This is a genomic window from Anaerophilus nitritigenes (genome assembly GCF_004138215.1).
GTDB classification, from domain to species: domain Bacteria; phylum Bacillota; class Clostridia; order Peptostreptococcales; family Thermotaleaceae; genus Anaerophilus; species Anaerophilus nitritogenes.
On record NZ_RYYS01000042.1, the window covers coordinates 45,058 to 58,595 of the forward strand.

The following is a 13,538-nucleotide window of genomic DNA, read 5'->3' on the forward strand; positions in this document are numbered from 1 at the left end:
TAAAATATAAAGGAGTTATTTCGATGATTAGGATTGAACAAAATGCAGATAATTCTTTATTGGATATACGATTTAACTACAATGATGAGTATATACGAAAAATCAAAAAAATTCCTCAAGCTTTTTTTGATCCAAATGAAAAGAAATGGATTATTGATAAGTCATACATATATATTCTTGAAAAGTTATTTGAAGGAGAGTTTATGTATATTACCCCTAGATGGATTTTGCTAGATGAATCTGTACCAAATTATACTGAAATGTATAAAGAAATTCCAATTTTAAAAGTTGCATTAAAAAAGCCATATAAACCTCATAAATTTCAGATGTTTGGAATTAATTTTATTCACAAAAAAATAATAGAATATGGTTTTGCTTGCTTGTTTGATGACATGGGGTTAGGAAAAACATTACAGGCTATAGGAGTTACTAGACTGTTGTCTAAAAATATTTTAAATTTTAATAAAAAATATGATATTCCTTTTTTGATTGTTTGCAAGGCAGGGCTAAAATATCAATGGAAGGAAGAGGGCGTTGAAAAATTTACTAAACTTTCTTCTGTAATTATAGAAGGAACTGCTAAAAAAAGAAAAAGTCTCTATGAAAATGCAATTAAGAAACATATCCCTTATATAATCACTAACTATGAATCTTTAAGAAAAGATATTGAATTTATCAGAGAATTTAAGGTAGGTTGCTTAATTTGCGATGAAGCACATAAGATAAGAAATAGAGAAACAGTATCACATAAGGCAGTTAAGAAAGTTCAGAAGGAATACGCTTTATTTATGACAGGTTCTCCTATTAACAAAGACCCTTGTGGTATTTTTTCTTTATGCGAAATAGGAAATGAAGATTTTATTGGTAATCATGAAGAATATGAAAAAAGATATGTAACAAAAATATATGGTTTATATGGAGTTGAAAAGTTTTACAAAAACTTAGAAGAGTTTAGACTTAAAATAGAACAGATTGCATTAAGAAGGACAGAAAGAGAAGTAGCTATTGAAATGCCAAAGATAATCGAACAAGATATTTATATTGATATGACTAAAAATCAGAGGGAAATAGATCATTATCTTGCAGTTGAGATGAGTCTTGCTGTAAATGAATTAGCTAAGATAGTTAAAGTTATAAGAAGCGAAAAATATGTTTTTATGGCTCCAGAAGAAATTGAAGAAATAGAACAACAGAGAAAAAATTTAGATAGTAAAGTAAGAATGTTTTTAACTTTTAGGTTGCAATGTTCTGATAGCCCAGAACTATTCAAAATGTCAGAATCAGATTATGTACATAAAAACATTGTTTCTTTAATTAAAAGCAATAACTCAGGAAAGCTAAATTATTTGGTGGAGCATGTGGAAGAATTAATCGAAAGTGGTCATAAAGTAGTTGTTTTTTCTCAATATGCAAGAATGGTTAAACTTATTTCAATAGCATTGAAGAAGCATAAAACAGTTGTTTTTACTGGTAAGATGTCGGCAGCTCAAAAGAATGAAGCTGTAAACGCATTCAAGAAAAATCCACAGGTAAAATGCTTTATTTCTACTAATGCTGGAGCGGAAGGGTTAAATTTGCAAAATGCTAAATATCTCATTAATTATGATATTGATAGAGATATATCTATAAATGATCAAAGAAATAAAAGGATAAGAAGGGTTGATAGCATGTTTGAAAAAGTATTTGTTTATAACTATATCTCTAAAGATTCAATAGATGAAAATATAGTTGAAGCAAATAAAGACAAAAAGCAGGTTTTTGATTATTTAATAGAAAATAACCTTGAAAAATCAGAGGCTTTAAAGGAATTAAGTTTATAAAAATTATATACATTGATTCTTTGACGGATAAGATACTTTAAAATATCATTTTAGTCATGTCTAGAATATAATATTAAAAAAAGTATTTGGAGCTGATGTGTATGATGTATGAGAAGGAAAAGTATCTTATTGTATTTACATCTAACTATCATGGATATTATATGGAGGAGCTATTTAGAAGAAACAATATTAAAAATACTTTTAGAAAGGCTCCAAGAGCTGTTGGACAGTCTTGTCATACAGCTATTTATATACAAGAAAAAGATTTAGAATTAGCAATAAAGCTTATTTTAAAATGTAAAATATTGCCTCAAGGGATTTATGAAATTATTTCTAGAGGAAGTTTATTAGATTATAAAAAATTAGAGATTCAATATAAATAGGAAGGAGAAGTAATTTGGATAGACAAGTTAGAAGGAAGAAATCCTACCCAGAAAGAGAAAATAGAAAAGCACAAGATCAAAGGTTTCATGTAGAAGGAGCTTCTACACAGGCAAATGGCCCTTATTCTCATGCAGAAGGGATACAGTCGATTGCAAATGGAGATGGATCTCATGCACAAGGGATTCTAACAAAAGCAGATGGAGCAGCATCACATGCGGAAGGATTTTGTACCAATGCAAGTGGAGAAGGAGCTCATATAGAAGGTCAATTTGGAATGGCCAATGGAAAGGCTTCCCATGGAGAGGGGCAATCAAGTATAGCTTATGGAGAAGCCTCCCATGCAGAAGGATGTTCAACAAAAGCAAACGGAGCTGCATCTCATTCAGAGGGAAGTAAAACAAAGGCAGATGGAGATAGTGCTCATGCACAGGGTTGGGAAACACAGGCAAATGGTTTTGCATCTCATGCAGAGGGTATTGAAACCGTAGGGCAAGGAGATGCATCTCATGCACAGGGTTGGGAAACAAAAGCTATAGGAATATGTTCTCATGCTCAAGGCATGAAGACAAGTGCAGAGGGAAGATATGCTCATGCTCAAGGAGATCATACAATAGCTAAAGGATTTTGTTCCCATGCTCAAGGATGTAAAACTATAGCAAGTGGTATGTATTCTCATGCTCAAGGAAAAGGTACCAACACAAATTATTTTCCTGGGACACATATTATGGGAAAAAATGGTAATGCAGATGCACCGTATTCTTGGTATATAGCTAATGGAATCAGTGAAAAAGTAAAGGGTATTGCTGGGAAATTAGTAGGGCAAACAGGGAATATGGATATTGATGGAACATATGGAAGTTTCTATAATGGGTATGGAGAAATGTTTGAAACAATAGATGGAAAAGGTATAGATCCAGGATATTTTGTAACTTTATCAGGAAGGAAAATAAGAAAAGCCAATCATAAAGATGATTATATTTTAGGAGTTACTACAGAAAATATAGGAATGATGGGAGGAAGTAAAGAATTAAGATGGAAAAATAAGTATACTAGCAATGAATGGGGTGATGTGGAATATAAGAATATATTAGCTACACCAACACAAGATCAAGAAGGAAAAAATTTATATGAACCTTATCATGAAACAGTACCCGTATTAAATCCAGATTGGGATGGAAGTAAGATGTATATACCAAGAAGAAATAGAGAAGAATGGATTTGTGTAGGTTTAGTGGGTCAAATTCTCGTAAGAGATGATGGAAATTGTAAAGTTAATGGATATTGCAAAGTAAATCATGATGGAATTGCAACAAATGCTTCTGTAGGATATAGAGTGTTAGAAAGGATTTCGCTGAATCAAATATTAATATTGCTAAGATAGAAAAGGTCTTATTATAGACCTTTTCTTTTGGAATAACTATTGCTACACTATCATATAATGAATGGAAAAAGAATGAGGGGTGATGAGATGAAGGAAAGAAGGTTATCTTCTATTTTAGAGATGGATGAAAATATAAAAGTATATAAAGATGGAAATTACAACAGTTTAGGTTTTATTAAGGAACATGAAAAAGAGAGATTGTTAGTATTTTTAAATGATGAAAAGTATTTATCTGATTTGGAAAAGAATCCTAATATTAGCTGTGTAATTTGTTCTGAAAATATTTTAGAAAAAATAAAAAATAAAGATATAGGTATATGTATAGCAAATGATCCAAAGATTACCTTTTATAGATTGCATAATTATTTAGCAAAAAATACAGAGTTTTATGGAAAAAATTTCAGTAGTCAAATTAGTAAAACAGCACACATTCATCCAACAGCATATGTATCTGATCAAAACGTAATTATAAAAGATGGAGTAAAAATAGGACCCAATGTGACTATATTAGATAATGTATATATTGGAGAGGATACGATCATAAGAGCAGGATGTGTGATAGGGACAGAGGGATTTCAGTTTGCAAGAATAGAAGACGATATTTTACCTATAGTTCATGCAGGAAAAGTAATCATTCATGATCATATAGAATTTCAAGCCAATTGTTGCGTGTCCAAAGGAATTTTTGGTGAGGCTACAGAAATAGGACAAAAATGCAAATTTGATAATTTAGTTCATATTGCTCATGGAGTACGTATGGGAAAAAGATGTTTGGTTGCAGCAAATGCTATGATTGCAGGATATACAACTATTGGGGATGATGTATGGATAGGACCATCTGCAAGCATTAGCAATATGATTTATATAGGAGATGGAGCCAATATAACAATAGGTGCAGTTGTAACAAAAAATGTAGGGGATAGACAATCTGTCAGTGGAAATTTTGCCATTGACCATGATAGATTTATTTCTTTTTTAAAATCTATTCGATGAATCAATGGCAAAATATTATAGGATACCTTCCTTTTTTAAAGTATCTAACATATAAAGTACTCTATTTTCATAGGAATGTTGTGATGCAATAGCATGACCTTGTGATTGTATTTTTTTTCGTTCTTCTGGATGACTTTTATAATAATGAATATAGCTAATTGTTTCTTCAGGAGATGAAGAAGCAATTAAATCATATCCTGGTTTGAAAATTTTTCTTACTACTAATGTATCAGAGGTAATTAAAAATCCTCCACATCCTAATATTTCGTAAGTTCTTTGAGTCAATTGTGTATGTTTATTTTGAAGACCTAAGATGATATCAGCAGAAGAATATACTTTGTTTGCATCTAAATAGTGTAGATATCCATGTATCCAATCTTTTGGAATTTCAATACCCATAATATTTTTCATCAATTCCCAATCATTCCCCCAAAAGTCAACCCGTATATTTTCTTTAATTAGTGGAGTAATTAAATTTTTGATGGATTGATGACGATAAAGATAAGGATATTGATTCAATATACTAGGATAAGGATTTGCAATCACAGCAATAGAACACTTATATTTAGGATCAGGATCTGTTTTATAATGAATATTAGGAAGATATCCATAGTCCATATGAGCAGATTTAAATCCTAATTTTTTAAAATATTCTACTCTTTCTTTACATATAGTAAATACAAAATGAGGACGAACAGTTCTTATATAAGGAAGGACTACTGTATCTGTATGATCAGGATCTTCTAAGGACCAATAAATATGAGGAATATTTGTCTTTGGAATATGTTTTGCAATCCAATGATAATATTGAGGAGTCTGATAAATTCCCCATCCCATAGAGATAATAAGATCAGGATGAAATTCATGGATCATTTGAGGAATATGATGTTCTGCTTGTAGGCCTTTTATTCCAGAAATTTTTACTTCGTGTCCTAGATTTTTAAAGGCTTGAGGTAGTAGATATTCCCATACCACACTATACTCAATAAAAAATATACGCAATATAGCACCTCCTTCTCATGGATCAATTTGGTATAGCATAATGTAAAATCTCTATCACAAGATAGAGATTTTACATTTTTTTAATTTTTGTTAAAATCCTATTTGCAGTGACTAAATTTTTAAAACCATCATATCCATCTACAAAAGGAGTTTTATTCATTTGTATATTTCTTATAAAGGAAAGGATCTCATTTTTTAAAGGATTTGTATTAGGAATATATATTTTTTTAAAGATTTGATCTAAAGAATATTTTCTTTGAATATCTATATGAGAACATCTTGAAATGGTTATAGATTTTTTTAGAAAGTCTACATCGATATAGGCATTTTTTGCATGAATGATAAGTTTTCTTACCCTTTCTTCTGTGATACGACTAGCAGTAAGACTGACTAAAATATCATTTTCATATTCAATAAGGGCTTGGGCATAATCTATGGATTCATGGCTATAAACAGATTTTCCTTGTGATAAAATATTTTTGATAGAGGAACCTAAAAGATAATGCATAATATCTATATCATGAATCATAAGATCGTGAATGACATCAGTATCATATATTCTATTGGTATAAGGACTAAGGCGTTTAAATTCTAAAGAGATAATTTCTTCATCCTTTAGAATTTCTAAAAGCTTATCTACGACTGGATTAAATCTTTCAATGTGACCAACTTGTAAAATGACTTTATTTTCTTTACATACTTCTATTAATTTTTTAGCTTCTTTAGGAGTGTTACAAATAGGTTTCTCCACTAAAATATGTTTTTTTTCTTTTCCACATAATACACCGTAATAAAAGTGTAAAGAGGTAGGAACACAAATAATAACAGCATCTACTTTCTTTAATAAATCATCTATTTCTGAAAAAAAAAGGATATTGTATTGACTAGATGCTTTTTCTCCTTGTATAGGATCAATATCAAAAAAACCTATTAAGTTTAAATTTTTAATTTCTTGACATACTTGTATATGCTTTTGTCCCATGTTTCCTGCTCCTATAACCCCTATATTTAAATTATTCATAAAGATTGATGACCTCAACAACTTTTAAAAGTTCGTCTTTAGACAAAAGAGGGTGTACAGGGATGGATACAACTTCTTGACTGACTTTAAGAGTTATAGGAGTAGTGTTAGGGTCATATCCAAGTTCTTTATAATAAGGCTGAGCATTGAGTGGGGTAGGATAATAAATACCATATCCAACATTATTTTTTTCTAAATGTTTTATGAATTGAGCACGATCTTTTACTTTTAGTGTATATTGATGATACACAGGATCACACTTAGAAGGTACAACAGGAAGTTTGACTTGATTATTTTTTATATGGTTATTATAAAATTTTGCATTTTCTTTTCTTTTGTTATTAAAATCATTTAATTTATTTAATTGTTCAATTCCTAAAGCTGCCGCAATATTTGTCATTCTAAAGTTATAACCAAGCTGTGTATGAATATATCTTTCTTTTTGACCATGACTGATGAGTCTTTGTAAATTTTCATAAATGCTTTTATTTTTTGTAAGAATCATTCCACCTTCTCCAGTAGTCATATTTTTAGTTGGATAAAAGCTATAAGCAGATGTAGTGCCAAAAGTTCCTACGTATTGATCATTATATTTTGCCTCATGGGCTTGGGCACAATCTTCTATAAGAAGTAAATTGTATTTTTTTACAAGCTTCATAATCCTTTCCATATTACAAGGAAGTCCAAACAAGTGTACAATTAATATTCCTTTAATATCGTTATGAATTTTTAAAAGTTCTTCTACATGATTTACATCTATATTGAAGGTATCAGGATCAATATCAGCAAAAACGGGAATGGCTCCTTCAAATAATAAACTGTTGGCAGTAGCTGCAAAGGTAAAAGGGGTGGTGATAATCTTGTCTCCTTTCTTAATATTACATGCAATGATTGCTGCATGGAGAGCTGTTGTTCCAGAGGATGTAGCTACTCCATAAGGCATATGAAAATAGGTTGCAAAATTATTTTCAAAATCTGAAACAGTTTGACCAGATGCTATATTTCCACTTTTTAAGATTTGTTGCACATGAAATATTTCTTCAGTTCCAATACTGGGTTTTGCAATTGGAATCATTGAATCTACTCCTTTATATATAAATTTGAACAAACATGTCTTCTTGATTTATCATATACTTAGAGTGTTTTTTTTGTGTCATAATTTTCTCTGTAATTAAAATAAATAGGCATAAAATGCCTATCCCAAAATTTTTTGAATCCAGTTTTTATTTTTATGATCTTCTAATTCTTTTTTTAAATTATTATTTTCTTTTTTATATTCTTCTAAAAGAAAAGATAATTCTTCATATTCCTTTGAGAGTTGATTGATTTTTTCTTGATAGATTTCACTATTTTTTCTTATTCTATCTACATATTCTTTATTTTGTATTTCAAGGCGATTGATTTCTTCTTTCAAGTAATTAATATTTCCTTGTAATGCCTGTAAGAGTTTAGTTTTATTTTCTAGTTCATTATTTTTTTTGTATAATTCTCCTTTTAAGTTGTTAGATGGTTTCTTATTATTCAAACTTATAAAAGAAGGAGTATGAATAGGAATAATGTCATATGAAGCTTTTGATAATAGATAATTTCCTTCATAAGGAATCAAAAAAGAGTGATTACTTTTAATGAATTTAATGATAAAGATATCATCAGAAGAAGTATCTATAGTAGATGGTTTGCTCCAAACACTAGATATATTTGTGAATGGTTTAGAAGAATAATAAATAGTATTATCTATTATTCCATAAGAAGTAATAAGGTTTTTTTGTAACAAAAGAATGCAATTTATAAAGGGTGTAGGATTACTTATAATGACTTGTGGATCATCAGAAGGATATTGATTTTGTTTAATAGATATATATTTTATACAATATGATTTTTTTTCTTTATCTGTAAACACAATATGAATGGTATTTTTATCATCTATGAGAGCATCAAGTAAAAAATTTTTTAAAAATATACAATGACATAAGAAAAAAGGGTCTTCCCAATCGTCATTTTCAATAGAAAGCTTTGTAAGCATTAAATCATAAATCATATTTTGTTTTTTTAAGTAAATACAATAAAGATTATTATAAATATCTTTTATTAGAATATAGGGTTTGATTTCTTCTTTTAAATAAAGACGATGAATGACTTCTTTTTTCCATAATTCATCTTGTCGGTAGTAAGAAAGAATAGACCATTCAAAAGGAGAAGAAAGATTATGCCAAGAAAATAAGATATAAGGGCAATCCCCAAAAAGTTTAATACTAACATATTTAAACTCTTCTAATTCAAAATTTACCTCGTATAACAAATAAAAAGACCATTCATTGTTTTTTTCATACATATAAAAGAGCTTTCCTTTTTCATCTAAAATTACAATTCCTATATGATCACTTTTATTGATATCCACATCAAATTCAAGTATTTTTTTTTCATATAAGATAATATCTTCTTCTTGATAATGATAATGAAGAAGATTTTGATCATCCATATAAAACCGTACCGTCTCTTTATTAATATTTAAAATAATATTTTTAGAAAAGGACATGATCATCACCTACCTATTTTAAATATATTAATAATGAAACTACATTATGAAAAAGATTTTATAAAGAATTTATGAATTTGAATCACCAAAAGAAGTTTAGATACATAATATACAAGTAAAGAAACATGATTCATACCTACTTAAAAAGTATTTTATGGGTAGAAGGGGGAAAATATATGTATAAGTCAACATCTTGTGGAACGAGCATATACACTCCTGGTGTAATTCCAGAAGAATTAAGAGAACAATTTGGAAATGCATGTGAATTAGTATGTGTTCAAATTCCAAAAGTTTATGATTCCTGTTTATTAAGAGTATGTTTAGTAGGGAATGATAGAAAATCAAAATCAAAAGAAGGTATTTTATTTGATCCAGATCTTAAAGTAAGAATTGATTGTAGTGCAGATGGTATTGTAAATCCAAGAGTAGTTGGAATTGTACCAGGATCTTTTAAAGTATTGGATAAAAAAAGTATGTCATCAGATCCAGATAGAAAGTTTATTACTTTCACTTATCAATTAAGAATTTTATATGATATTGTATTTGATGATGGAACTATTTCTAGGGATAATGAGCTTTTATTAAGAAGAAGTGAAACAGTAGGGCCTCTATATTGCCCAGAATCATTAGCTATTATTAGAGAGAGCAAGGTAGATCAATCAGGAATTGTTCATCCACCTGAAGATGTAGATGATAATATTGTAAAACTAGAGATTATAGCAAAAGTTTTAGATGCACAAATTATAAGGGATGATTGTAAGACACCTTGTGATCCTTATGATGATCAATGCTTTGCAGTATTTACAGTAGGGATTTATCATATTATAAAATGCGAATTGATTGTACAATTAGTAATACCAGCATTTGGATTCTGTCCACCACCTGCTCCATGTGAAAGAATGGGAGAGCCTTGTGAGATATTCAATCAAGAGTTACCACCAGATTTCTTCCCACCACAATTAGATAATTTTATTACAGGACCTGGAATAGATTGCTAAATCAAATAAAAATGCACTGAATACTTTCAGTGCATTTTTATTTAAATAAATTTTTAAGTTTATTGCGAAAATTATCTGGATTGTTTTCTAAAAAGGCATGAAGCTTGGAATACAGTTGAAACAACTCATCCATTCTTTTGTTGTGTAAAATTTGTTGTTCATATAGAGTATAAAAATTTTCTTTGAGTTCTTTTTGCATTATTTTGATGTTTTTTATTTCTTCTATGATTTTTAAGAAATGATCTTCTTGAAGAGATAACTGATTTGTATCACTCGATAAATCCACCTCTAAATCTTTTGTATCATCAGAGTTATTTCCTTGTGAAGAGAATGATGGAAGAGGATCATCTACTCCTATAAGAAAGATTTTATTTTCAAAGAATAATCCATAACTACTTAAAACTTTTACTTTTTCTAAAGACTTATATTGATTTCCTAATAAAGAAATACAAAAAGGTTTATGATCATTTTCTACATGTATTTCACAAGAGGGACTCCATAATTGTTCGTAAATATTTTTACGAGTAACAAAATAATAGTTACCTTCTTTCCATATCATATGAATTTCATTATCTATTTGAAGCAAAATAGGATGTGTGCTATTTGTATTCACATTAGACAAACATATAGGTTGACTCCAATCATTTTTTGGATGATTTAATTGTTCTTGATACATATAAAAGATAGCAAGATTATTATCATAAAAGCTAGACCATATAATATGAATCGCTCCTAAAGAATCGCAAAGGATAAAAGGATGAGAATGATCATCAAAAGAACTATTGATTTTTACCGGGATACTCCATGAATCATAAAAAATATGATATTTACAATAATATAGTTGATATTGTTTGTCGTAAGATGATTTAAATATAATATGGATATGTCCATCAGGATCTGTATCTGAACAAAAGGGGACATCATATTTTTCTGTAACCATATCACATACTTTTCTATTACTCCAAGAGGAGCCATTCCAATAGTGATGCTTAAGTATCCATAATTCTGGATGAATAATATTAGAGATAGCCATGAGAATATGAATATGATCATCCATTATAAATAGTTTTAAGTTTTTAAATACAAAAGATTTTGAATCATACTTTGTGAGATAGCGATATTCCCATTTATGATCTTGATAAATACAATATTTTAAGTCTCCATAAGAAGAAATACTTACAAGATGAAATACTCCAAAAGAGTCTATGGTAACACAATAATCAATAATATTTTCGCTAATTTTTAAAGTCCCATAGATTGTATTATCTTTTAAAGTTTTCATATAAAGATGGTCTTCTTCCATATAAAAATAATAGGTAAAGCCTGATAAGTTATAAGATATGTATTGAGAAGTACAAGGTATATTCATTCTTTTATACCTCCTATAAAATTTTTAATATTATAATGTATGTGTATTGTAATTTACACAAAATTATAACTATTTTCCAATAAATCAACAGACTTTAATGTAATCATAGATTTAAGTTTCAAAACTATACAAACTTTAAAAGAAGTAATAATGAAAATGGAATATGATTCATATGATTATAAAAAGGAGGGCTAAGAAATGATAAAAAATTCACCTTATCAAAAAACAATGGAGCCTTCTCCATATGCAACAGCTAATGATGCAAAATTAAAAAAGCAATCCAATACTATAAAAGATTTAGAACCTGTATGCATATTAGCTGATAAAGTATATTCTTATGGTCAACAAAGAGATTGCTTTCCAAATTTTAAAGTAGAGATAAAGCATAAAGGAGAACAATTTCAGTTTATGGGAATTTATTTTCAGGAAGGATACATATGTGAAGAAACTTTACAAGTGACTCCTTTAGGTGCAAAGAGACCCAATTTTTCTAGAATTCAATTTCATTTAAAAATACCTTTTACAGTACAATTAAGAAATATTTTATCAGGAGAAATTATACAGATCAATGGATGTTTACCAGAGTTGATCAAGGATGTTGTCATGTACATGCCTCAAGCAAGAAATGAATTTAATTTTAAAATTGTAGTAGAAACTCGTTCAGAAGTTTTAGCTCCTGTAGAGCTATTTAAAGGCTATATTATAATTCCAACAGGAGTACTTTCTGTAATTCGAGTTGTAGGGAGAATTGAGCTTTTGGTTGCAGCATATTCTTTAAATTCTGAGCCACCTGAAGTAGAAAATTTTGAAGAATGTGAAAAAAAGATGTATGAAGAATTTGAAAAAAGAGTTTTTCCATATGATTTTTTTCCAACGGAATTTGAAGATAAAGATATGGGTTTTTAAAAATAAAGGAGAAAAATATGAAAGTATTGTTTCAAATTAGAAAAGATTATTTAAATAATCCAGCTGGTGATACGATAATTTTTAATAATTTAAGAAAAAACTTAATTCAGTTAGGTGTAAAAGTAGATATATGTACAGATTGTAATATTAATTTACAAAAATATGATGTCATTCATATTTTTAATACCATAAGAGTACTAGAAACTTATGAATTTATGAAACACGCTAAAAAAAATGAAAAAAAAATTATACTTACTCCTATATATTGGGATTTAAAAGAATATTTTAAAGTAACAGGACAAAGTGAAAAAATAAAATTTTGGGAAATGAGTGAAAGAAAAAGAGAATTTATTTTTAAAAATTGTGATATATATTTACCACATTGTAGAGAAGAAGCAGAAAGTATTACAAAGAAATATCATTGCAACACACCTTATAAAGTAATTCCTTATGGGACAGATAAAAACTTTAGTAAGGGACAGAATCATTATTTAAAACAAAAATATGGAATAGATGATTATATCTTATGTGTAGGAAGAATTCATATTCAAAAAAATCAATTGGGTCTTATCAAAGCTTTTCAAAGAGAAAAAGTCCCTATTGTACTCGTAGGAGGAGTCAATGATGATCAATATTTAAGAAGATGTATGAAAGAAGCAGGCGAAAATATATATTTTATAAAAAATACTCATAGAAATGATCTGCCTTCTATTTATAAGAGTGCAAAGGTTCATGTGCTTCCCAGTTTTTTAGAATACCCAGGATTAGTAAACCTAGAGGCAGCAGTTGCAGGATGTAATATAGTCACTACTCAGATAGGAACTGCAAAATCCGTTTTAAGGGACTTTGCAGTCTATTGTAATCCTTATGAAAAAAAATCTATTTATGAACAAACTATGAAAGCTTATGAAAAAAAGAAGGATCATCTACTACAAGAATTTATAAAAGAGCATTATACATGGGATAAAATAGGATTAGCTATAAAGAAAGTTTATGAGATGATTGTATCTACATAAAATATACTAACTCTGATTTACCCTCTTTCTATTGATTTTTTAAAAAGTACTTCAAGATTATTTTAATAGTATTGAATGCATTTTTCAAATTTATTTTTATGTCTTTGCTAAA

General features: G+C 28.7%; 12 protein-coding genes. 7 read left to right on the forward strand and 5 right to left on the reverse strand.

The window, feature by feature from the left end; translation table 11 throughout:
- Nucleotides 1-23 precede the first annotated feature (23 nt).
- The 4 genes from EK368_RS06420 to EK368_RS06435 all read left to right on the forward strand — a co-directional run bounded on the left by EK368_RS06420 (nucleotide 24) and on the right by EK368_RS06435 (nucleotide 4,578).
- Nucleotides 24-1,820 (forward strand): DEAD/DEAH box helicase, encoded by a 1,797-nt coding sequence (locus EK368_RS06420; protein WP_129597631.1) that lies wholly within the window; start codon nucleotides 24-26, stop codon nucleotides 1,818-1,820.
- 101 nt (nucleotides 1,821-1,921) lie between these two features.
- Entirely contained in the window at nucleotides 1,922-2,203 is a 282-nt protein-coding gene (locus EK368_RS06425) for a putative Se/S carrier protein (protein ID WP_165000350.1), read from the forward strand.
- Between the two features lie 14 nt (nucleotides 2,204-2,217).
- On the forward strand, nucleotides 2,218-3,585 hold the full coding sequence (locus EK368_RS06430) for a peptidase G2 autoproteolytic cleavage domain-containing protein (RefSeq protein ID WP_129597635.1): 1,368 nt from the start codon (nucleotides 2,218-2,220) through the stop codon (nucleotides 3,583-3,585).
- A gap of 87 nt (nucleotides 3,586-3,672) precedes the next feature.
- Nucleotides 3,673-4,578, forward strand: a complete 906-nt coding sequence (locus EK368_RS06435) for a UDP-3-O-(3-hydroxymyristoyl)glucosamine N-acyltransferase (RefSeq protein ID WP_165000351.1) — start codon at nucleotides 3,673-3,675, stop codon at nucleotides 4,576-4,578.
- A gap of 15 nt (nucleotides 4,579-4,593) precedes the next feature.
- Here the strand turns inward: EK368_RS06435 and EK368_RS06440 are convergent, their stop codons facing one another.
- From EK368_RS06440 to EK368_RS06455, 4 genes are all read right to left on the reverse strand, one after another.
- A complete protein-coding gene (locus tag EK368_RS06440) occupies nucleotides 4,594-5,580 on the reverse strand; it encodes a CgeB family protein (protein WP_129597639.1) in 987 nt (328 codons plus the stop codon).
- A 70-nt stretch (nucleotides 5,581-5,650) separates the two neighbouring features.
- The gene (locus EK368_RS06445; protein WP_129597641.1) at nucleotides 5,651-6,601 is read right to left on the reverse strand and encodes a Gfo/Idh/MocA family protein; all 951 of its coding nucleotides are present in this window, start codon (nucleotides 6,599-6,601) and stop codon (nucleotides 5,651-5,653) included.
- Entirely contained in the window at nucleotides 6,594-7,676 is a 1,083-nt protein-coding gene (locus EK368_RS06450; RefSeq protein ID WP_129597643.1) for a DegT/DnrJ/EryC1/StrS family aminotransferase, read from the reverse strand. The genes EK368_RS06445 and EK368_RS06450 overlap by 8 nt, the downstream gene beginning before the upstream one ends.
- 120 nt (nucleotides 7,677-7,796) lie before the next feature.
- Nucleotides 7,797-9,137 carry a hypothetical protein gene (locus tag EK368_RS06455; RefSeq protein ID WP_129597645.1) on the reverse strand — a complete coding sequence of 447 codons (1,341 nt, stop codon included), beginning with the start codon at nucleotides 9,135-9,137 and terminating at the stop codon, nucleotides 7,797-7,799.
- A 176-nt stretch (nucleotides 9,138-9,313) separates the two neighbouring features.
- On the opposite strand from EK368_RS06455, the gene EK368_RS06460 reads away from it, so the two are divergent.
- Complete coding sequence (locus tag EK368_RS06460; protein ID WP_129597647.1) at nucleotides 9,314-10,135, forward strand: hypothetical protein; 822 nt, start codon at nucleotides 9,314-9,316, stop codon at nucleotides 10,133-10,135.
- A gap of 37 nt (nucleotides 10,136-10,172) precedes the next feature.
- Here EK368_RS06460 and EK368_RS06465 read toward each other — a convergent pair whose 3' ends face one another.
- Nucleotides 10,173-11,504, reverse strand: a complete 1,332-nt coding sequence (locus EK368_RS06465) for a hypothetical protein (protein WP_129597649.1) — start codon at nucleotides 11,502-11,504, stop codon at nucleotides 10,173-10,175.
- 198 nt (nucleotides 11,505-11,702) lie between these two features.
- Between EK368_RS06465 and EK368_RS06470 the strand changes: the two genes are divergently transcribed.
- Nucleotides 11,703-12,410: a hypothetical protein gene (locus tag EK368_RS06470; RefSeq protein WP_129597651.1), complete on the forward strand. Its 708-nt coding sequence runs from the start codon at nucleotides 11,703-11,705 to the stop codon at nucleotides 12,408-12,410.
- 17 nt (nucleotides 12,411-12,427) lie between these two features.
- The gene (locus tag EK368_RS06475) at nucleotides 12,428-13,426 is read left to right on the forward strand and encodes a glycosyltransferase family 4 protein (protein WP_129597653.1); all 999 of its coding nucleotides are present in this window, start codon (nucleotides 12,428-12,430) and stop codon (nucleotides 13,424-13,426) included.
- Nucleotides 13,427-13,538: the final 112 nt, after the last annotated feature.

Excerpts from the sequence above, each read along its gene's own strand:
- EK368_RS06420 (WP_129597631.1), top strand. The coding sequence starts at position 24 with ATGATTAGGATTGAACAAAATGCAGATAATTCTTTATTGGATATACGA.
- EK368_RS06425 (WP_165000350.1), top strand. The coding sequence starts at position 1,922 with ATGATGTATGAGAAGGAAAAGTATCTTATTGTATTTACATCTAACTAT.
- EK368_RS06435 (WP_165000351.1), top strand. The coding sequence starts at position 3,673 with ATGAAGGAAAGAAGGTTATCTTCTATTTTAGAGATGGATGAAAATATA.
- EK368_RS06445 (WP_129597641.1), bottom strand. The coding sequence starts at position 6,601 with ATGAATAATTTAAATATAGGGGTTATAGGAGCAGGAAACATGGGACAA.
- EK368_RS06450 (WP_129597643.1), bottom strand. The coding sequence starts at position 7,676 with ATGATTCCAATTGCAAAACCCAGTATTGGAACTGAAGAAATATTTCAT.
- EK368_RS06455 (WP_129597645.1), bottom strand. The coding sequence starts at position 9,137 with ATGTCCTTTTCTAAAAATATTATTTTAAATATTAATAAAGAGACGGTA.
- EK368_RS06460 (WP_129597647.1), top strand. The coding sequence starts at position 9,314 with ATGTATAAGTCAACATCTTGTGGAACGAGCATATACACTCCTGGTGTA.
- EK368_RS06465 (WP_129597649.1), bottom strand. The coding sequence starts at position 11,504 with ATGAATATACCTTGTACTTCTCAATACATATCTTATAACTTATCAGGC.
- EK368_RS06470 (WP_129597651.1), top strand. The coding sequence starts at position 11,703 with ATGATAAAAAATTCACCTTATCAAAAAACAATGGAGCCTTCTCCATAT.
- EK368_RS06475 (WP_129597653.1), top strand. The coding sequence starts at position 12,428 with ATGAAAGTATTGTTTCAAATTAGAAAAGATTATTTAAATAATCCAGCT.